This is a genomic window from Asanoa sp. NPDC049475 (assembly GCF_040676915.1).
In the GTDB taxonomy this organism is placed as follows: domain Bacteria; phylum Actinomycetota; class Actinomycetes; order Mycobacteriales; family Micromonosporaceae; genus Asanoa.
Window position 1 is genome coordinate 1 of sequence record NZ_JBFAPY010000001.1, and the last position, 18962, is coordinate 18962.

The window sequence follows — 18962 nt, forward strand, 5'->3', positions numbered from 1 at the left end:
AACGCCCGGTCACATTCCGAACCCGGAAGCTAAGCCCTCCAGCGCCGATGGTACTGCACCCGGGAGGGTGTGGGAGAGTAGGACACCGCCGGACATCTTCCAATTAAGGGCCACCCCTCACGGGGTGGCCCTTAATTGTATTTCCAACCGGCAAAGAGAAGCGCCCCGCAAAACAGCGGGGCGCCAACAAACCTCAGCGGCTCTGAACCGCGTCACGCATCTGCCGCATCAGGTCCGCCGCCTCGTCCGGAGTACGCGACGGGAACAGTGCCATCCCGGTCGCCCCGTGGTCGGCCCAGCCGCAGACAGCCATGGTGCCGCCGTCGTCGACCGCGGTCGTGCCGCACTTCATGACGCCACCGAGATCGCCGGCGGGCACCTCGTGCAAACCGTCGACCGTGCCCGACTCGTCGCCGACCAGGCCGAAGAGCGTGTCCAGGTCCTTCGACGGCGACCACAGCAAGGCCGTACCCCCGAAGAAGAGAACGCTGCGGTCGGTCGCCGCGGGATCCGTGTAGACCGCGCCCACGCTCTTCTTCAGGTCGATGCCGGCGGCGAAGGCCGCCTTGAGGTCCTCGGCCGTCGCGGCCGCGTCGGCGCTGTTGTTGAGCTGGAGCCCGGCCACGGAGGCGGGAGTCGACATCGTCGGATCCTGCTGCGAGGCGATCCGCCCGCCCCAGATGCCGACCGCGGCCAAACCGGCCACACCGACCGCGGCGACCGAGGCCAGCACGATCCGCCGGCGCTTCGACATCGGCTGACGCGGACCCTCTTCTTCGTCGGGCGAGTCCGGCGACGCGGCCCAGACGGGCGGCGTGACATCGATCGGCTCGCCTGGGTCGGCCTCGGAGATTCGGTCGTTCGACATGCAGGCCACCGTAACGGAACAGCCGGTGGTCGCATGCGGGGTCGCCGGGAACGCTCCGTAGACTTCACGGGTGACCCAGACACCGGAGACCAGCGAGCTCGCGACACCGACCCTGCCTGCGCAATACACGCCGGCGGACGTAGAGAGTCGGCGCTACGAGGCCTGGGTATCCGACGGTGTCTTCACCGCCGACGTGGCGAGCGACAAGCCGCCGTTCACGATCGTGATCCCGCCGCCCAACGTCACGGGCTCCCTGCACATGGGTCACGCGTTCGAGCACACTCTGATGGACGCCCTGGTGCGGCGCCGGCGGATGCAGGGCTACGAGGCGCTCTGGCTGCCGGGCATGGACCACGCCGGCATCGCCACCCAGAACCTCGTCGAGCGCCAGCTCGGCCAGGAGGGGCTGTCGCGTCACGACCTGGGCCGCGAGGCGTTCGTCGAGCGGGTCTGGCAGTGGAAGGCGGAGTCCGGCGGCGCCATCCTCGGCCAGATGCGCCGGCTCGGCGACTCCGTCGACTGGAGCCGCGAACGCTTCACCATGGACGAGGGCCTGTCCCGGGCCGTGCAGACCATGTTCAAGAAGCTCTTCGACGACGGCCTGATCTACCGCGCCAACCGCATCATCAACTGGTGCCCCCGATGCCTCACCGCGCTCAGCGACATCGAGGTCGTGCACAGCGACGACGAGGGCGAGTTGGTCTCGATCCGCTACAGCGACGAGATCGTCGTCGCCACCACCCGCGCGGAGACGATGCTCGGTGACACGGCGGTCGCGGTGCACCCGGACGACGAGCGCTACAAGCACCTGATCGGCACCGAGGTCGAGCTCCCGCTGACCGGCCGGCGCATCCCGATCGTCGGTGACGAGCACGTCGACCCGGCGTTCGGCACCGGCGCCGTGAAGGTGACCCCGGCGCACGACCCCAACGACTTCGAGATCGGGCAGCGGCACAACCTGCCCAGCATCACCATGATGGACGAGCGCGGCGTGATCACCGTGCCAGGACCGTTCGAGGGCCTTGACCGGTACGAGGCCCGCCCGGCCGTTGTCGCGGCACTGCGCGAGCAGGGCCTGATCGTCGCCGAGAAGCGGCCCTACCTGCACGCCGTCGGGCACTGCTCGCGATGCCGCACCACGGTCGAGCCGCGGCTGTCGCTCCAGTGGTTCGTCAACACCGGCCCGCTGGCCAAGGCCGCTGGCGACGCGGTGCGCGACGGCCGGGTCCGGATCGACCCCGAGGACATGGCCAAGCGCTACTTCGCCTGGGTCGACAACATGCACGACTGGTGCATCTCGCGCCAGCTGTGGTGGGGACACCGGATCCCCGTCTGGTACGGCCCCGACGGCGAGGTGCGCTGCGTCGGTCCCGACGAGGAGCCGCCGGGCGAGGGCTGGGAGCAGGACACCGACGTCCTCGACACCTGGTTCTCCAGCGGCCTGTGGCCGTTCTCCACCCTCGGCTGGCCCGAGCAGACCCCGGACCTGCAGCGCTTCTATCCCACGAGCGTGCTGGTCACCGGGTACGACATCCTGTTCTTCTGGGTCGCTCGGATGATGATGTTCGGCCTGTACGCGATGGACGGCAAGCAGCCGTTCGACGTGATCGCGCTGCACGGCATGGTCCGCGACGAGCACGGCAAGAAGATGTCGAAGTCGTTCGGCAACGTGGTCGACCCGCTCGACTGGATGGACCGGTTCGGCGCCGACGCGACCCGGTTCACGCTGGCCCGCGGCGCCAACCCCGGCCAGGACGTGCCCGTCAGCGAAGAGTGGTGCCAGGGCTCCCGCAACTTCTGCAACAAGCTCTGGAACGCGACCCGGTTCGCCCTGATGAACGGCGCGCACGTCAGCGGGCCGCTGCCGACCGAGCTCTCCACCGTCGACCGGTGGATCCTGTCGCGGCTGCAGCACGTGGTCGACGAGGTCGACGAGCAGTACGAGCGCTTCGAGTTCGCCAAGATCTGCGACGTCCTCTACCACTTCGCGTGGGACGACGTCTGCGACTGGTACGTCGAGCTGAGCAAGCCGGTGCTGGCCGCCGGCGGTCCGGCCGCCGACGCCACCCGGCGCGTCCTCGGCCACGTGCTCGACCAGCTGCTGCGGCTGCTGCACCCGGTCATCCCGTTCGTCACCGACGAGCTGTGGATCGCGATCAACGGCGCCGGCACGGTCGCCAAGGCCGAGTGGCCGCAGCTCGACAAGGCGCTGGTCGACGACGGGGCCGAAGCCGAGATCGACGCGCTCCAGCGGGTGGTCACCGAGATCCGCCGGTTCCGCAACGACCAGGGCGTGCGTCCGTCGCAGCGGGTTTCCGCGCGGCTCGACGGCCTTGGCGTGGTGGCGCCGCACGAATGGCTGATCCGGTCGCTGGCCCGGCTCGACGACGCCGACGCTGACTTCGCCGCCTCCGCGACGCTGTCCGTCGCCGGCGGCGTGCGGGTCGACCTCGACACCCGCGGCGCGGTCGACCTCGTGGCCGAGCGGGCTCGGTTGACCAAGGACCGCGGGGTCGCCGAGAAGGAGGCCGCGCAGTGCCGGGCCAAGCTCGGCAACGAGGCGTTCGTCGGCAAGGCACCCGAGCAGGTCGTCAACAAGATCAAGGAGCGCCTGGCCACGGCGGAGGCCGACCTGGCGCGGATCGACGCCGCCCTGGAGGCGCTGCCGGCATGAGCGAGCGAAGCGAGCGCGGGCGGCTCAGCCTCGTGGGATCGTGCTCCGCTGACCGGAGGGAGGCGGCGGCATGACGTCATCGGAAGAGTTCCGGGAGGTGGACGCCGCTCTAGAAGCGCGCGGCAACATCCGGATGGTGTTCGACCTGAGCAAGATCGAGGAGCTGCTCGACCTGCTCGGCTCGCCCCAGCGGGCGTACCCGTCGATCCATCTCACCGGGACCAACGGCAAGACCTCGACCGCCCGGATGATCGACTCGCTGTTGCGGGCATTCGGCATCCACACCGGGCGCTACACGAGCCCGCACCTGGAGACGGTGCGCGAGCGGATCAGCCTCGACGGCGAGCCGATCTCCGAGGACCGGTTCGTCTCGGTCTACCGGGAGGTCGAGCCGCTGGCCGCGCTCGTCGACGACCGGCACGACGAGCCGCTGACCTACTTCGACATGACCACCACGCTCGCGTTCGCGGCCTTCGCCGACGCACCGGTCGAGGTGGCAGTGGTCGAGGTCGGGCTCGGCGGCGCCGACGACTCGACCAACGTGATCCAGGCCGGCGTCTGCGTCATCACCCCGATCGGCCTCGACCACACCGAGTGGCTCGGCGACACGATCGAGGAGATCGCCTGGGCCAAGGCCGGCATCATCCACAAGGGCGCGACCGTGATCACCGCGGCGCAGACCGAGGAGGCCGCCCGGCCGCTGCTCGAGCGCTGCGCCGAGGTCGGCGCCACCATCGCCCGCGAGGGCGGCGAGTTCGGCGTACTGCGCCGGACGCTCGCCGTCGGCGGCCAGGTGCTGACCCTGCAGGGCCTGGGCGGCGAGTACGACGAGATCTTCCTGCCGCTGCACGGCGCGCACCAGGCCCAGAACGCGGCCGTGGCGCTGGCCGCGGTCGAGGCGTTCCTCGGCGCCGGCGCCGACCGCCAACTGGTGGTCGAGACGGTCCGCGAGGGCTTCGCGGCCACGTCGTCGCCGGGCCGGCTGGAGCGCGTACGCAGCGCGCCGACCATCCTGCTCGACGGCGCCCACAACCCGCACGGCATGGCCGCCACGGTGACCGCTCTCCAGGAGGAGTTCGCGTTCAGCAAGCTGGTCGCGGTGGTCGCCGTGCTGGCCGACAAGGACGTGACCGGCATCCTGGACCTGCTCGAGCCGGTGGTCGACGCGGTCGTGGTCACCCGCAACAGCTCACCGCGCGCGATGCCGGTCGACGAACTCGCGGCGGTGGCCGCGGAGGTCTTCGGCCCCGACCGGGTCGAGACCGCCGCCACCATGCCGGACGCGATCGAGGCCGCGGTCGTACTCGCCGAGACCGACGTCGAAGGCGAGCTCAGCGGCGTAGGCGTGATCGTGACAGGTTCGGTCATCACGGTGGCCGAGGCACGGACGCTGCTGAAGCGATGACGAGCCCGGACGACACCCGCCCCACGCCAGACGAGGCCACACCAAACGAGGCCTCCGCGAGCGAGGCCACGGCGGACGAGACCACCGCGGCCGGAGCCGGCCCGGAGGAGGTGCCGGCCGGTTATCGCCGGTCGGGGTTGCGGAACCCGGCTGGTGCGGTGCGCGGGATGGGCGCGGCGGCTCTCGGTCTGCAGGGGATCGTGCTGCTGCTGGCGATCCAGCCGATCCGGCTGCTCGGCGGCCATCTCAGCGCCGGCGCTGTCTGGGCCGTTGTCGCGCTCAGCGTCAGCTGCTTCGTGCTGTGCGGGATGCTGCGCCGGCCGTGGGTTTGGACGGCCGGCACCGTCGTACAAGGTGCGCTTCTGCTCGGCGGCTTCCTGCACTGGTCGCTCTTCGCGCTGGGCGTGATCTTCGGCCTAGTGTGGGTCTACATCCTCTACGTCAGGCGCTCGATCCTCGGTTAGGGGTGCGGATCGCCCGGGCTGCGCAGCATGCAGAACTCGTTGCCCTCGGGGTCGGCGCACACGACCCAGCCGCCGTCTTCGCCTGGGGCGGGATGGCGGCGGTCGTCGACGATCGTGGCGCCGAGGGCGAGCACCCGATCGACCTCCTCGTCGCGCGGCACGTCCGGGCGCAGGCAGATGTGCACGCGGTTCTTCGCGGTCTTCGGCTCTGGCACGGTCTGGAAGTACAGGTTCAGGCCGCTGGGCAGCGCGATGCTCGCCGCCGGGTCGCCGGGGAGGTCGTCGTCGGCCAGCGGCGCCGACATGACCTTGCTCCAGAACGACGCCAACGCGTACGGGTCGGCACAGTCGAACGCGACGTTAAGCACCGTAGGCGCCACAGCGGCGCTCCTCTCGTCCAGGCTGGATCACCAACCTGCCACGGGTGGGGCGTTCGGGCTACCCCGTTTCCCGGCTGCGCCACTGCGTGATCGCGATGCCGTGGCCGTCGGGGTCCTTGAACGCGGCCGCCCAGAGCTCCAACTTCACGCCGCGGTTGACCACGCGCGGCGGGTACGTGAACCGGACGCCCTTCGCGCGCAGATCCTCGTACACCGTCATGACGTCGCCGACCTCGAGGTTGAGGTGGACCAGCCGCCGGTTGACCGTCGACGCGTCCTTGATCTCGCGGAGCACCATGCGGGTGTCACCGGACGCCAGGACGGCGTTGTGCTCGCCGGTGTCGATCTCCTGGAAGCCGAGCATGTCGCGGTAGAAGGCGACCGAGCGGCCGAGGTCGCGGACCAGGAAGGTCAGCCCGACCCCGTGGATGGTCGCGCCTGTGTCGCCGGGCCGGGCGCTGGGGTATGCGGTGTAGAGGTCAGCGAACACGCCGTCGTCACCGTCGCCGTTGGTGCCGCTCCGCGCCGGCTCGTCATCCTTGGCCTTGGGGGCGTCGCCCTCCGACCGGAGGGAAGCAGCCGTGCCGCTATCGGCCAGGGCAGCGGCCTGCTCACCACGGCTGCCGGCCGACCAGCCTTCGCCCGAATCGTCGTCGCTGCTCTCCTCGACTCGCTCATCGCGACTCTCCGGCACGCCCGCGCCGCGGATCACTGTCGGTCCCGCAGCGCCGTGGGTAAGAGGCGCCGACTCCGCCGCGTTGTCGGCCTGCCCGCCGGTGGGCGTCGACTCGTCGGCCCGCTGCGCCGCACTCTTTGTGGCGTTGTCGCTGGTCTCGGAGAGCCCGCCGGCGCCGTGGACGGTGGGCGTCGACTCGTCGGCCCGCTGCGCCGCACCCTTCGCGGCGTTGCCGCCGGTCTCAGCGAGCCCGCCGGCGCCGTGGGCGGAAGGCGTCGACTCGTCGACCCGCTGCGCCCCACCCTTCGCGGTGTGCCCGCTGGGGCCGGCGACCTCGTCGCTCTCCTCGGCGGATCCGCCCGCGTCGTGAGCGGCCGGTGGCGGCTCGGCGGAGCCCGTGGCGTTGTCGCTGGTCTCGGTGTGTTCGCCGGCGCCATGAGCGGTCTCGGTCGCCGACTCGGCGCTCGTCTCAGCCGCATCGACACCGACGCCTCGATCGGCAGCCGCCGGCTCGTCGTCGGCCTCGGTCACCGCGCCGGAGCCCATCCGCGCCTCGGCCGGCCGACCGCTGGCCGCATCTCCTTCCGAATCGGCTGGTCCGGAGCCCGCAGAAGCCGGCCGGCTGACCCGCCGTTCCGTGAACAGCGGCTCGGCCCAGGCCGCGTCCTGGTCGAAGACGTCGTCGGGCCGCCCGGTGTTCGGCCCGGCCGCGCCCCGTTGCCCCGGCACGTCGGTGGGCGGCGGAGCGGTCGCGGTGGCCGTACCCCCTGACCGTGCTGCCCTTTCCGCCCGTGTCTTGTGCGGGTTCGGCCGCGGGGCCCGGCGGGCCAGCGGCGGCGCGTCGGCGACGGGCGGGTCGACCAGCGTGCCCTCGACCACGATCGGACCGCCGGGGGTCTGGTGCACTACCACCGGCTCGGTCGGCTCGCGCAGGCCGCTGAGCTCGTCGGTCAGGTCGGCGGTGGTCGTCTCGATGGTCTCGACCGGCGCCGGGGGCACGTAGTCGTCCTCCGGCCGCGGCCAGCGCGTCTCGTCGTCTTCGAGGGGGCCGAGCTCGTCGTCGCGGGTGGCGGTCGCGGCCTCGGCGTGGGTGAGCACCTCGTCCCAGAGGATGCGGATGTGCCGCGGATCGTCGATGGCGACCATGATCGGCAAGCTGGCGCCGACGTCGGGCCATTTGGCGACGGGTACGCGCGGGTCGCGCATCCGAACCAGCCGCCCCGCGACGCCTGGCGCGTCGACCAGCACCTGTAGCTCGCACCGCCCGAACACCGACGAGGCCGGCGGCTCGGAGACGCTGTGGACGTGCGCGGTGCCGGCCACCCAGGCCCGTGCCCCACCGCGAATGGCTGTGACCAGCACAAGCCCGACCGCGAGCACGATCAGGGCGATGCCGAGCGCGACGATCGCCAGGCTCTGCATGCCGATCCCGAACAGGACCACGAACAGCGCGCAGGTGCCGAGCACCGCGGCGAACAGCTTCCGGACCGGTGCTAGCGGGCGGCGGTTGCCGTTCGCCACTGTGGACCTCCCCTGAGTCACCAAGAAGGCTAGGCCCCGTGCGCCCGCATAGGGAAGAGCCGGCAGACAGTGGGTGATCCACCATCGGTAACATGACCCTCCCAGCTTCAGGAGGGTGTTCAACGTGTCCAGCAGCCCAGTCGAGCGCACGCTCGTGCTGATCAAGCCCGACGCGGTCCACCGCGGCCTGGTCGGTGAGATCCTGAGCCGCTTCGAGCGCAAGGGCCTGACCATCGACGCGATGGTCGTGCGCCGGATGGACGCGGACCTCGCCGACGCGCACTACGCCGAGCACGTCGAGAAGCCGTTCTACCCGCCGCTCAAGGAGTTCATGACCAGCGCGCCGCTGGTAGCCCTGATCCTGAGCGGCGACACCGCGATCGAGGTCGTCCGCACCCTGGTCGGCGCCACGGACGCCCGCAAGGCAGCCGCGGGCACCATCCGCGGCGACCTCGCCCTCTCGAACCGCGAGAACCTGGTGCACGCCTCCGACTCCCCGGAGAGCGCGAAGCGCGAGATCGCCCTCTGGTTCCCCAGCGCATAAGGACCGACCAAGGCCTAGTCCCGGATCCGGTGGGAGCAAGACCGTCGCTCCCGCCGGAGACCGGGACCGATCAAGATCTAGTCCCGGGTCCGCCGGGAGCGCGACCGTCGCTCCCGCCGGAGACCGCTCGCTTACGCTCGCTGCCAGCTCCGCGCCCGAACAGCGCCCGCGGTGGTCCGACACCACCGCGGCACCTTACGGGCCCGTCGCCGACACGACGCCGCGCCGAGGCGACGCCCGGCGACCACTAAGTGGTCTTGCGCAGCGCTCGTGGTGTCCAGCGCTATGACCGGGAATCCCGGCTTTGACGCCAACGTAGGCCCGTGGCGTTGGGGTGCGATCGTGACTTCGCATCCACTCGATGGTCGCTCGCCGCGCGCGGCTGCGGGCCACAGCGGGCCTCCGCCTCCACCGGCGTGCGCCGGTTCCTGTTGCGACCGGCTCGAGATCGTGCTCGAGCCCGGCGCGGCGACCGGCGTTCGCCGGGCTCGCGGTGAGCACGCCGCCGCGGCGGTCAAGGCGTTCTGTCGGACTCGGCGTCGGGACGGCGACGCCTTGACCTGGGCCGCAACGGTGTCGGTTGGGCTGGACGGCGGTGCGATTCCGGCTGTTCGCACTAAGCGCCGCGGTCGGGCGGGCGAGGGGAGGGGCTCGGGGCGATGGCGATGGTCGCTCCCGGCGGGCCGCGGGTCAGCGGCTGAGTTGGCCCTCGCGGAGGCCAGTGACGAACTCGCTCCACGCTGAGCAGGAGAAGGACACGATCGGCCCGGCGGGGTCCTTGGAATCACGGACGTGCACTTGACCGTTGAGCGCGCCGACCTCCACACAGGCGCCGGTCGCGCAGCGCTTAAGCCATTTGATCTGGCTTTGATCTTTTGACATGCAGTCACGCTCCCTAGTAGTGACCTACCGCCTAGGGTAAGCACCTACCTGAACACAGGGAACGTGAATGAACGCAAGGAGTGCCAGTTAATGCGATACTGCGCGGTGGTTTGCGTTATTTGTGGCATCTGAAGAACGAGTCGATCGTGAGCCGCGTTTACCTTGATATCAGATATACCGCGACGCCCGCGGCTCACAATCGCTAATCAGTTTGCGTGGAATCGTCCCTCTTTGAGGTCGATCATGAAGTTGGTCCACACACCCTTGGGGAACTCCAGCGGCTCCCCCGCCGGCGACTTGGAGTCCCGCATCAGGACCATGTCCACCGCGTCAGCGACCTCGACGCAAGCGCCGGACGCGCACCGGCTGCTCTTGCGCCATGAGATGGCCGCACTCGACTTCTTCAACTGACGTGCCTTTCGTCCGTGGTTATGTATAGCGGTTTCAGGACAGCGCGGTGGCGTGGTCCTTGATTAGCCCCGCCGAGGTTGGCTCGTCGTACGCCGCTTGCCAAACGCGGTCGAAGATCTCCCGATGCCGCTTGATTTTCTCGTGGTCTTCGACAATCTCGTCGAGGGTGTCGCTCTCGCGATAGAGAACGGTGGTGCCGTCGACGAGGGAGACAATTTCGTAGGTCGCCAGCATGGGAATCGGCGATTGTTCCTTGAAAGGAATGATCCGCACGGCGATCCGTCGGTCGCTGATCAGATCGAGGAGGTGTTCGAGCTGGTGACGCAGGACTTCGGCGCCACCGACCTGGCGGTAGAGCACTGACTCGTCGAGCACCAGGTTGACGTCGGGGTGCTCGGCGGCGTCGAGGAAGCTCTGCCGGCGCATCTCGCGCATGCGGATCCGCGCCTCGATGGCTTCTTCGCTGAGCTCACCGGCGAAGGTCTCGAACACCGCCCGGGTGTACGCCGGAGTTTGCAGACGGCCGGGCACCACCATCGGATAGAAATACTGAATCTCCTGCGCGGCCAGCTCGAGACCGATGAGCTGGACGATGGCCGGCGTCAGGAGGTCGCGATATTGCGGTGTCTCCCACCACTGTGCACGCTGCTTCGAAAGCTTGGCGGAAGCGACCAGCGACTCGATTTCCGCCTTGTCCTTCACGCCGAGATAGCTGAGCAGCGGCCGCAGGTCGTTCTGCGAGATCGTGACCTCGCCGCTCTCGATGCGCATCACTTTGGACAGTGACCATTCCATGGCCTCGGCCACGTCGGACTGGGTGAAGCCCTTGCCGTCACGAGCGCGCCGGATCGCCAACCGCACGCGACGGCGCGCTACGTAGGGCGAGTCGGCCATCGTTGGCGCTCTCCTTGTCCAGCATAAGAGCGCGCGTCGGGCGTACGGCGGCGTGCCGTGTCGCTGTTTGCGGCCCCTCGGGCAGTGATGTCGCTGCCAGCGTAAGTTGCAAGTGTTACGCCTGTCAGCCGGACGCGCGGGTCACCGACATTATGCATCGCGACCTCCCTCACCGCTATCCCGCAACCAGCCATATCGCAGAGTGGCACACCAACGACGGGGAGTGGCCGCAAGGGACGCTGAAAAACGCAGCGAGACGCCGAGGGTGGGCCGGTCCACCCTCGGCGCCCGATCGGGGCAGCTCAGCGTTCGAGCTCGCGCAGCCACGACGTCGTAGCGCGCTGGCGATGCTGTTCCTCGACGGCTCGCACCAGGGCCCGCCGAACCTGGCCGAACCGTGCCGGATGAGCGGTGCTGTAGAGGCAGACGTCCGTCGACCGGTGGACCGCCCACAGCTGGTACGTGCGTGGGGCGGCCCGTAGGCACGCACCGGTCGCCAGCACGGGAATGGCGACCGCGACCAGGATGGCCGCGTGCAGGAGCAGGGAGTCGTGGATCGGCCAGCTCACGGTGCCGATCACCACGGTGCCGATGGCGAAGCGTCCGGTCACCACGCCAGCGGGGTGCCGTTCGCCGCGGACGACGTACGGGTCGACCAGGTCCTTGATCTGGAATCGGCTCGGCCGATCGCCCAGGACGGTGAAGGCCTTGTCGGTGATCTTCACGTCCGGACCGGGATAGTAGGTGGGCATCTGGACCTCCTCCCGGGTTTTCGCTGTCTCTATTGGACCCGGGATACCTAGCTCTCCGGTAGACCCCAATCTGCAATATGGCAGATAGCGCTATACCCGTCTGTGATCTCTCGGGGTGGTAGCTGGCTCTAGCTGCGGCAACCCGTGTCTAGGGTGATCCCGTGGCGACTCCGAGCTTCATAACCGACATCCGAGCACATATCGGGCACGCTCCGCTCTGGCTCCCCGGCGTCAGCGCCGTCGTCCAGAACGCGGCCGGCGAGATCCTGTTGGGCCGCCGGGCCGACACGGGCCGGTGGTCATTGATCTCCGGCATCCCGGAGCCGGGCGAGGAGCCGGCCGCCGCGATCGTGCGGGAGGTCTTCGAGGAGACCGGCGTGCGCGTCGAACCCGAGCGGATCACGTCGGTGACCGTCGGCCCGGTCGTGACCTATCCCAACGGCGACGTCTGCCAATACCTCAACGTCACCTTCGCCTGCCGACCAACGACGGCGACCGCGGCCGCGACCGTCAACGACGACGAGTCGCTGGACGTCGGCTGGTTCCCCGTCGACGACCACCCGCCGCTCGACGAGGTCGCGACCCTGCGGCTCGAACGCGCGCTGGCGGGCCACACCGCCGCCTGGTTCGCCACCGACCAGCGCAGGTCCGCCACCGACCAGCGCAGGTCCGCCACCGACCAGCGCAGGTCCGCCACCGACCAGCGCAGGTCCGCCACCGACTAGCGCAGGTCCGCCGCCGTCAACAGCGACCGCAGCCGCAAATCCGCGGCCAGCGGCGCCGGGCCGGCGTCCACGATCGCCGCGCACCCGACTGCCGTCGCGCCCCGCCGGGCGACGACGTCGTAGAGGGCCCGCACCTGCGCACCGGTAGCCACCCAGTCGTCCACCACCAGCACCCGGTCGGTCGGGCGGATCTGCCGGTCGCGTACGCCCAACCGAAGCTCGCGCCCCCGGTAGTCGGGTGACGTGCGCGCCCAGGTCACCCGGTCGACCAGGCGCCGGTCGCCGCCGTCCTTGACCGCCGGCGCGAAGCCGACCCCGAGTGCGACCGCCACCAGCGGCCCGAGCAGGAAGCCGGTGACCTCGGGCGATACGACCAGCGTCGGCGCCTCCTTCGCGAACAGCGAGGCCAACGCCGGCCCGACGGACGCCAACAGCTCCGGCGAATGCCACCAACCGGACACGTCGCTGACGAGGTGGTCGCTGTGTGCGCCGGGGTCGAACCAGCGGAACGCCTCGGCGAGGGCAGCGCGCAACGAGTCGTCCCGCAACGGCGGAGAGGTGGCCACGGGACCATCCTGCACATCGGCACCCGCGGCCCACCGCAGGGTCAGTCGATCGGTTGAACGTTTCGGTCCATAGTCGGGCGAAAGCCAATGATCACGTTGACATCCGACGTACCACTCTGCGTACGGTCCGCAGCGGTTCACCCCCGGCGGAAGGAGCCCGAGATCGTGGCGGGTAGGCATACCAGTCAACGGGGCGCAGCCTCGCTGTTCGGGCCTGTGGCGACCGCGGTCGTCGTGCTGGCGCTGCTGGTCAGCGGCGCTTTCGGCGCCCTCAAGCTGACCGAGGAGAAGTCCGCGTCGACCGTCAGCCGGATCGAAGTTCCACAATCGACGGAAGTTGCACCGAGCGCGGAGCAACCATCACCCACGGTAGCGGCGACACCCACCACAAGTCCCACGCCGAAACCCAAGGCGACCCGCTCGCCCGCTCACACCTCGCGTGGCAGCGTCCGTGCGCCGAGCTCGAAGAAGCCCACGCCGGAGAAGACCAGCACGAGCAAGCCGGCTTCCAGCGGTGGCTCCGTGGTCAGCAGCGGCACCTGTGGCGCGTCCTACTACGACGAGGGTCAGTTGACCGCCAACGGCGAGACGTTCAACCCCGAGGCGCTGACGGCCGCGCACAAGACCCTGCCGTTCGACACGCGCGTACGGGTGACGAACCCCGACAACGGCAAGTCCGTGGTCGTCCGCATCAACGACCGCGGCCCGTTCGTCGACGGACGCTGCATCGACCTGTCCCGCGCGGCGTTCCGGGCGATCGCGAACCTGAGCCAGGGCGAGTTGACCGTCAAGTACGACGTCCTCGACAACTGACGGCGACCAACCGGGTCGGTCAGAACCGGATGGCCGAGGGGCCAACTTCGTTCTGTCCCGCACGTCCATCAGGCATGCTGTTCCGCGTACCCATGCAGTTCGCCCCGGCGGGCCGCCGCCCGCTCAGCCCTGGTTCCCGCGCCGGCCTCGGCGCGGCCCTCGTGCTGCTCGCGATCGTGTCGGCGGTGGAGATCGCCGACGGCATCGGCGCCAACTACGTCGGCCTGGTAGCGACCGCGCCCTTCCTGGCCGCGGCGTTCGCGTCCTGGCGGATGGTGCTCGCGGTCGGCGTGCTCGCCACGGTGGTCGGCATCGCGTTCGCCTTGGCGGCCCGGGGCGTGTCGCTGGCTACCGGCGTCAACGTCGTCGGCGTCGCGCTGGCCACGGCGATAGCGGCGGTCGTGGCGGTGATCCGGGAGCGCCAGGCGGCGAAGATCGCGGAATTGTCCAAACTGGCCCAGGTGGCGCAGCAGGCCGTGCTCCGCCCGATCGTGCCGCAGATGGGCTCGCTCTCGGTGGCCGGCCGCTACATCTCCGCCACCGCGACCGCCGAGATCGGCGGCGATCTCTACGAGTGCCTCGACACGCCGTACGGCGTGCGGGTCATCATCGGCGACGTACGCGGAAAGGGCCTCGACGCCGTCCGCACCGCGAGCATCGTCCTGGGCTCCTACCGGCACGTCGCCTACGAGCGCGCCGACCTGCGCGCGATCGTGGCCGACCTGGACCGGGCCGTGGCGCGCAGCGTGGGCGACGAGGACTTCGTGACGGCCGCGCTGGTCGAGGAGCGCGGCGGGACGCTGACGATCGTCAACTGTGGGCACCCGGCGCCGCTGCTGCTCCGCCGCGGCGAGGTGATCCCGTTGGAGCCGCCGGCGCCCGCACCACCGCTGGGCTTCATGCCGGTGGTCCGCCCGCGCGTCGAGCGGCTCGAACCCGGCGACCGTCTCCTGCTGTTCACCGACGGCCTGGGCGAGGCGCGCCGGGAGGGCGAGTTCTTCCCGATCGCCGACCGCGCGTGGCGGTTGCTCGGCCACGGCACGGTCGGCGACGGGCTGGCCTCACTCGAGACGGCGCTGGTGGAGTGGGTGCACGGGCGGCTCGACGACGACATCGCTGTCGTCCTCATGGAGTACGCCGGTCAGCGCCCCGTCACCACCGCCAGTATCCCGAGCTGGGAGGTTGGGAGTGAGTAGCCTTCAGGGCGCCTTGGCGGCGGCGAGCTGAGGCACGGCCGCTGAGGCGACGAACCGGTCGGCTTCGGGCGCGCGGTGCCGGCCGACATAGCCGGCGCGCGGGTTGAGCAGCAGGGCAGCGAGATGGGCGAGAGTCATCGGGGTCCTCCTGCGTAACTGCGCCGTCGGGTTGCGGCGGGTAACTACCAAAACGACCTCTGGCCAGTAACGGTGACGCGACTGTCGGCGCGTTGACTTGACTCCACCCAATATCGACCCTCATAAGCCGATAAACGGGTCCAAAAAGGGCGCCCCGATCGACGTACTGTGGCGCCGGTCACCGGTTGTGGCTCTTTGTGAGTCCTACTCGCAGGTAATAACCTGTGTTACTGACGGGTAACCAACGCCGCTGGGATCGGGGAACCGAGGCACATGACGCACTACAAGAGCAACGTGCGCGACATCGAGTTCAACCTCTTCGAGGTGTTCGGCATCGACCGGGTCCTCGGCCAGGAGCCGTTCAGCGAGGTCGACGTCGACACCGCCCGCACCATGCTGGCGGAGCTCGACCGTTTCGCCCGGGAAGACCTCGCGGCCAGCTACGTCGACAGCGACCGCAACCCGCCCGTCTTCGACCCCGCGACGCACACCGCGCCGCTGCCGGAGGCGTTCAAGCGCTCGTACCACACGTTCATGGATGCCGAGTTCTGGCGTCTGGACCTGCCGACGGAGCTCGGCGGCACGTCGGCGCCGCGCGCCCTGTGGTGGTCGCTGGCCGAGCTGATCCTCGGTTCCAACGCCCCGATCTGGATGTACGCGTCCGGCCCGTCGTTCGCGACCACGCTGCACCGCGAGGGCACGGAGCGGCAGAAGAAGTGGGCCGAGCTGTTCATCGAAAAGGGCTGGGCGTCGACCATGGTGCTCACCGAGCCCGACGCCGGTTCCGATGTCGGTGCCGGCCGCACCCGGGCGATCCCGCAGCCAGACGGCTCGTGGCACCTCGAGGGCGTGAAGCGCTTCATCACCTCGGGCGAGCACGACCTGAGCGAGAACATCGTCCACTACGTGCTGGCCCGCCCGGTCGGCGTCGAAGGCGTCGGCGATCCCGGCACCAAGGGCCTGTCGCTGTTCATCGTGCCGAAGTTCCACTTCGACGAGGAGACCGGCGAGCTCGGCGAGCGCAACGGCGTGTTCGCCACCAACGTCGAGCACAAGATGGGCATCAAGGTCTCCAACACCTGCGAGCTGACCTTCGGCGAGCACGGCGTCCCGGCCAAGGGCTGGCTGATGGGCGACGTCCACGAGGGCATCCGGCAGATGTTCCTGATCATCGAGTACGCCCGGATGATGGTCGGCACCAAGGCCATCGCGACGCTGTCGACCGGCTACCTGAACGCGCTGGACTACGCGAAGGAGCGGAAGCAGGGCGCCGACCTGTTGCAGCAGGCCGACCGCGCCGCGCCGCGGGTGACGATCACGCACCACCCGGACGTCCGCCGGTCGCTGATGCTCCAGAAGTCGTACGCCGAGGGCATGCGCGCCCTGGTCGTCTACACGGCGTCGTGGCAGGACAAGATCAAGCTGGCCGCGCACACCGGGGACGCCTCCGGCGAGAAGCTGGCCAAGCGCGTCAACGACTTCCTGCTGCCGATCGTCAAGGGCCTCGGTTCGGAGCGGGCGTACGAGATGCTCGGCTCGGAGTCCCTCCAGACCTTCGGTGGCTCGGGCTTCCTGCAGGACTACCCGCTGGAGCAGTACGTCCGTGACGCGAAGATCGACACACTCTACGAGGGCACGACGGCGATCCAGAGCCTCGACCTGGTCTTCCGCAAGATCGTGAAGGACCAGGGCCGCGCGCTGATGACCGTGGCGGGCGAGATCCAGCAGTTCATCGAGTCCGAGGGCGGCAACGGCCAGCTCAAGGAGGAGCGGCTCGCGCTGGGCAAGGCCCTGACCGAGGCCCAGACGATGCTCGGGGTGCTCACCGGCTGGCTGGGCGAGGCCGCGACGGACCCGCGCGCGATCTACAAGGTGGGCCTCGCGAGCCGGCGCTTCCTGCTCGCGGTCGGCGACCTGATCGTCGGCTGGCTGCTGCAGCGGCAGGCCGAGGTCGCGCTGCGCAAGCTGGCGGAGGGTCCGGACGCCTTCTACACGGGCAAGGTCGCCGCGGCCCGCTTCTTCGCCCGCGAGGTCCTGCCGCGCCTGGGAGCCGACCGTCGCATCATCGAGTCCACCACCCTTGACCTGATGGACCTCCCGGAAGAGGCCTTCTGAACCGCAGGCACGACGAACGGCGCGACCCCGTGCTGGGGCGCGCCGTTCGTGCGTCAGGCAGGATTGGTGGGTGACTCCTCGCGTACGGGCGCCGCAGCTCAAGGGTCGTGGCTGGCTCAACACCGGTGGCCGGGACCTGTCGATCGCTGATCTTCGAGGCAAGATCGTGCTGCTCGACTTCTGGACCTTCTGCTGCATCAACTGCCTGCATGTGCTCGACGAGCTTCGGCCGCTCGAGGAGAAGTACGGCGACGTGCTCGTCGTCATCGGGGTGCATTCGCCCAAGTTCGAGCACGAGCGTGATCCCGAGGCCCTGCGCGACGCCGTCGAGCGGTACGAGGTTGATCATCCTGTGCTCGACGACCCGGAGCTGATCACCTGGGATCAGTACGCGGCCAAGGCCTGGCCGACGCTCACCGTCGTCGATCCTGAGGGCTATGTCGTCGCCACCATGGCCGGGGAGGGGCACGCCGAGGGGCTCGGTCGGCTGATCGACGAGCTCGTCGCCACCCACGAGGCCAAGGGGACCCTGCACCGAGGCGACGGACCGTACGTCGCCCCCGAGGCGCCCACCACCACGCTCCGCTTTCCGGGCAAGGCGCTCGTGCTGCCCAGCGGTAACCTGCTCGTCTCCGACTCCGCCCGCCACTCGATCGTCGAGCTCGAGCCCGACGGTGAGACCGTCGTCCGACGCATCGGCGCCGGCACCCGCGGCCGGGAAGACGGCGGACCGGACACCGCCGAGTTCGCCGAGCCACAGGGGCTCTGCCTGCTGCCGCCCGACATCGCCGAGGGCGTCGGCTACGACGTCGTCGTCGCCGACACCGTCAACCACCTGCTGCGCGGCCTCAAGCTGGCCGCCGGCGAGGTCGTGACCATCGCCGGCACCGGCCGGCAATGGCGGTCGACCGTCGACGACCACGCGCACGACGCGCTGGCGAGCGACCTCTCGTCGCCCTGGGACGTCGCGTGGTTCGACGGCCAGCTGATCATCGCGATGGCCGGCATCCACCAGCTCTGGTGGTACGACCCTGGCAAGCGCACCACCGGCGTCTACGCCGGCACCACCGTCGAGGCGCTACGGGACGGCCCGCTGCCCGACGTCTGGATGGCGCAGCCCTCCGGACTCTCCACCTCGGCCGACGGCAGCCGGCTCTGGATCGCCGACAGCGAGACCAGCGCGCTGCGCTACGTCGAGGCCGGCGTCCTGCACACCGCGGCCGGGCAGGGGCTGTTCGACTTCGGGCACATGGACGGCCCGGCCGACCAGGCGCTCTTCCAGCACCCGCTGGGCGTCTGCGCGCTGGCCGACGGCTCGGTGCTGGTCGCCGACACCTACAACGGCGCGATCCGGCGGTTCGACCCGGCCGCCAACGCCGTGTCGACCGTGGCCGACGGGCTCGCCGAGCCCAGTGGCATCGTCGTCACCCAGGCCGGCGACGTGCTGGTCGTCGAGTCGGCGGCGCACCGGCTGACCGCACTCGCCCCGGGCGCGCTCGCCGCCGCGGGCGGGTCGACGGCACCCGGCACCCGGCACCGCACCGAGCGCGCGCCGACGATGGTCGCCGCGGGTGAGGTCACCCTCGACGTGATCTTCACGCCGGCGCCCGGGCAGAAGCTCGACGAGCAGTTCGGTCCGTCGACCCGGCTCACGGTCTCGGCCTCGCCGCCGGAGCTGCTGGTCGAGGGGGCCGGCGCGACCACGGACCTGCGGCGCCGACTGGTCATCTCGGACGCCGTCGAAGGGGGCGTGCTCCAGGTGGTCGCCCAGGCCGCGACCTGCGACGCCGAGGCCGAGCACGCGGCCTGTCACCTGACCCGCCAGGACTGGGGCGTCCCGATCAAGGTGGCCACCGACGGCACCCAGCGGGTGGCGCTCGTCCTGCGCGGCCTGGACGAGGGCTGAAAGGCGAACGGCTTCAACCGCACACCGGCCGA

General features: G+C 70.0%; 17 protein-coding genes, 1 rRNA gene and 1 pseudogene. 10 read left to right on the plus strand and 9 right to left on the minus strand.

Annotated features, from left to right (window positions below; all coding sequences use genetic code 11):
* A 5S ribosomal RNA gene (gene rrf / locus AB0J88_RS00005) occupies positions 1–94 on the plus strand; the annotation flags it as partial.
* A gap of 99 nt (positions 95–193) precedes the next feature.
* Here rrf and AB0J88_RS00010 read toward each other — a convergent pair.
* Complete coding sequence (locus tag AB0J88_RS00010; protein WP_364353945.1) at positions 194–868, minus strand: hypothetical protein; 675 nt, start codon at positions 866–868, stop codon at positions 194–196.
* Between the two features lie 70 nt (positions 869–938).
* Here AB0J88_RS00010 and AB0J88_RS00015 point away from each other — a divergent pair, with 70 nt between their 5' ends.
* From AB0J88_RS00015 to AB0J88_RS00025, 3 genes are all read left to right on the plus strand, one after another.
* Positions 939–3542 carry a valine--tRNA ligase gene (locus AB0J88_RS00015; protein ID WP_364353948.1) on the plus strand — a complete coding sequence of 868 codons (2604 nt, stop codon included), beginning with the start codon at positions 939–941 and terminating at the stop codon, positions 3540–3542.
* A gap of 70 nt (positions 3543–3612) precedes the next feature.
* Positions 3613–4947, plus strand: coding sequence for a folylpolyglutamate synthase/dihydrofolate synthase family protein (locus AB0J88_RS00020; protein ID WP_364353951.1), 1335 nt, complete (start codon positions 3613–3615; stop codon positions 4945–4947).
* A complete protein-coding gene (locus AB0J88_RS00025; RefSeq protein ID WP_364353954.1) occupies positions 4944–5411 on the plus strand; it encodes a DUF4233 domain-containing protein in 468 nt (155 codons plus the stop codon). The genes AB0J88_RS00020 and AB0J88_RS00025 overlap by 4 nt, the downstream gene beginning before the upstream one ends.
* Here AB0J88_RS00025 and AB0J88_RS00030 read toward each other — a convergent pair.
* Both AB0J88_RS00030 and AB0J88_RS00035 read right to left on the minus strand, forming a co-directional pair.
* Positions 5408–5791, minus strand: coding sequence for a VOC family protein (locus tag AB0J88_RS00030; protein WP_364353957.1), 384 nt, complete (start codon positions 5789–5791; stop codon positions 5408–5410). The genes AB0J88_RS00025 and AB0J88_RS00030 overlap by 4 nt on opposite strands.
* A 58-nt stretch (positions 5792–5849) precedes the next feature.
* A pseudogene (locus AB0J88_RS00035) lies at positions 5850–6221 on the minus strand (VOC family protein); the annotation flags it as partial.
* 1891 nt (positions 6222–8112) lie between these two features.
* On the opposite strand from AB0J88_RS00035, the gene ndk reads away from it, so the two are divergent.
* A complete protein-coding gene (gene ndk / locus AB0J88_RS00040) occupies positions 8113–8532 on the plus strand; it encodes a nucleoside-diphosphate kinase (protein WP_364353960.1) in 420 nt (139 codons plus the stop codon).
* A gap of 690 nt (positions 8533–9222) precedes the next feature.
* On the opposite strand, the gene AB0J88_RS00045 is transcribed toward ndk, so the two are convergent.
* From AB0J88_RS00045 to AB0J88_RS00060, 4 genes are all read right to left on the minus strand, one after another.
* On the minus strand, positions 9223–9414 hold the full coding sequence (locus AB0J88_RS00045; protein WP_364353963.1) for a DUF397 domain-containing protein: 192 nt from the start codon (positions 9412–9414) through the stop codon (positions 9223–9225).
* Positions 9415–9620: 206 nt separating this feature from the next.
* Entirely contained in the window at positions 9621–9821 is a 201-nt protein-coding gene (locus tag AB0J88_RS00050; protein ID WP_364353965.1) for a DUF397 domain-containing protein, read from the minus strand.
* Positions 9822–9858: 37 nt separating this feature from the next.
* A complete protein-coding gene (locus AB0J88_RS00055; RefSeq protein ID WP_364353968.1) occupies positions 9859–10719 on the minus strand; it encodes a helix-turn-helix transcriptional regulator in 861 nt (286 codons plus the stop codon).
* A 302-nt stretch (positions 10720–11021) separates the two neighbouring features.
* Positions 11022–11471 (minus strand): DUF6232 family protein, encoded by a 450-nt coding sequence (locus AB0J88_RS00060; RefSeq protein ID WP_364353971.1) that lies wholly within the window; start codon positions 11469–11471, stop codon positions 11022–11024.
* A 161-nt stretch (positions 11472–11632) separates the two neighbouring features.
* Between AB0J88_RS00060 and AB0J88_RS00065 the strand changes: the two genes are divergently transcribed.
* A complete protein-coding gene (locus tag AB0J88_RS00065) occupies positions 11633–12196 on the plus strand; it encodes an NUDIX domain-containing protein (protein ID WP_364353974.1) in 564 nt (187 codons plus the stop codon).
* Here AB0J88_RS00065 and AB0J88_RS00070 read toward each other — a convergent pair.
* Complete coding sequence (locus AB0J88_RS00070) at positions 12193–12762, minus strand: phosphoribosyltransferase family protein (protein ID WP_364353977.1); 570 nt, start codon at positions 12760–12762, stop codon at positions 12193–12195. The two genes, AB0J88_RS00065 and AB0J88_RS00070, sit on opposite strands and share 4 nt — an antisense overlap.
* A gap of 165 nt (positions 12763–12927) precedes the next feature.
* On the opposite strand from AB0J88_RS00070, the gene AB0J88_RS00075 reads away from it, so the two are divergent.
* A complete protein-coding gene (locus tag AB0J88_RS00075; RefSeq protein WP_364353980.1) occupies positions 12928–13575 on the plus strand; it encodes a septal ring lytic transglycosylase RlpA family protein in 648 nt (215 codons plus the stop codon).
* Positions 13576–13649: 74 nt separating this feature from the next.
* Complete coding sequence (locus tag AB0J88_RS00080) at positions 13650–14771, plus strand: PP2C family protein-serine/threonine phosphatase (protein ID WP_364353983.1); 1122 nt, start codon at positions 13650–13652, stop codon at positions 14769–14771.
* Positions 14772–14774: 3 nt separating this feature from the next.
* On the opposite strand, the gene AB0J88_RS00085 is transcribed toward AB0J88_RS00080, so the two are convergent.
* Positions 14775–14909 carry a hypothetical protein gene (locus AB0J88_RS00085; RefSeq protein WP_364353986.1) on the minus strand — a complete coding sequence of 45 codons (135 nt, stop codon included), beginning with the start codon at positions 14907–14909 and terminating at the stop codon, positions 14775–14777.
* Between the two features lie 273 nt (positions 14910–15182).
* On the opposite strand from AB0J88_RS00085, the gene AB0J88_RS00090 reads away from it, so the two are divergent.
* Both AB0J88_RS00090 and AB0J88_RS00095 read left to right on the plus strand, forming a co-directional pair.
* Complete coding sequence (locus AB0J88_RS00090) at positions 15183–17024, plus strand: acyl-CoA dehydrogenase (protein ID WP_364353989.1); 1842 nt, start codon at positions 15183–15185, stop codon at positions 17022–17024.
* Between the two features lie 70 nt (positions 17025–17094).
* Entirely contained in the window at positions 17095–18930 is a 1836-nt protein-coding gene (locus tag AB0J88_RS00095) for an NHL domain-containing thioredoxin family protein (RefSeq protein ID WP_364353992.1), read from the plus strand.
* Positions 18931–18962 lie beyond the last annotated feature (32 nt).

Coding starts and splice junctions, on each gene's coding strand:
- AB0J88_RS00085 (WP_364353986.1), bottom strand. CDS start 14,909: ATGACTCTCGCCCATCTCGCTGCCCTGCTGCTCAACCCGCGCGCCGGC.
- AB0J88_RS00025 (WP_364353954.1), top strand. CDS start 4,944: ATGACGAGCCCGGACGACACCCGCCCCACGCCAGACGAGGCCACACCA.
- AB0J88_RS00045 (WP_364353963.1), bottom strand. CDS start 9,414: ATGTCAAAAGATCAAAGCCAGATCAAATGGCTTAAGCGCTGCGCGACC.
- AB0J88_RS00010 (WP_364353945.1), bottom strand. CDS start 868: ATGTCGAACGACCGAATCTCCGAGGCCGACCCAGGCGAGCCGATCGAT.
- AB0J88_RS00020 (WP_364353951.1), top strand. CDS start 3,613: ATGACGTCATCGGAAGAGTTCCGGGAGGTGGACGCCGCTCTAGAAGCG.
- AB0J88_RS00055 (WP_364353968.1), bottom strand. CDS start 10,719: ATGGCCGACTCGCCCTACGTAGCGCGCCGTCGCGTGCGGTTGGCGATC.
- AB0J88_RS00090 (WP_364353989.1), top strand. CDS start 15,183: ATGACGCACTACAAGAGCAACGTGCGCGACATCGAGTTCAACCTCTTC.
- AB0J88_RS00060 (WP_364353971.1), bottom strand. CDS start 11,471: ATGCCCACCTACTATCCCGGTCCGGACGTGAAGATCACCGACAAGGCC.
- AB0J88_RS00080 (WP_364353983.1), top strand. CDS start 13,650: ATGCTGTTCCGCGTACCCATGCAGTTCGCCCCGGCGGGCCGCCGCCCG.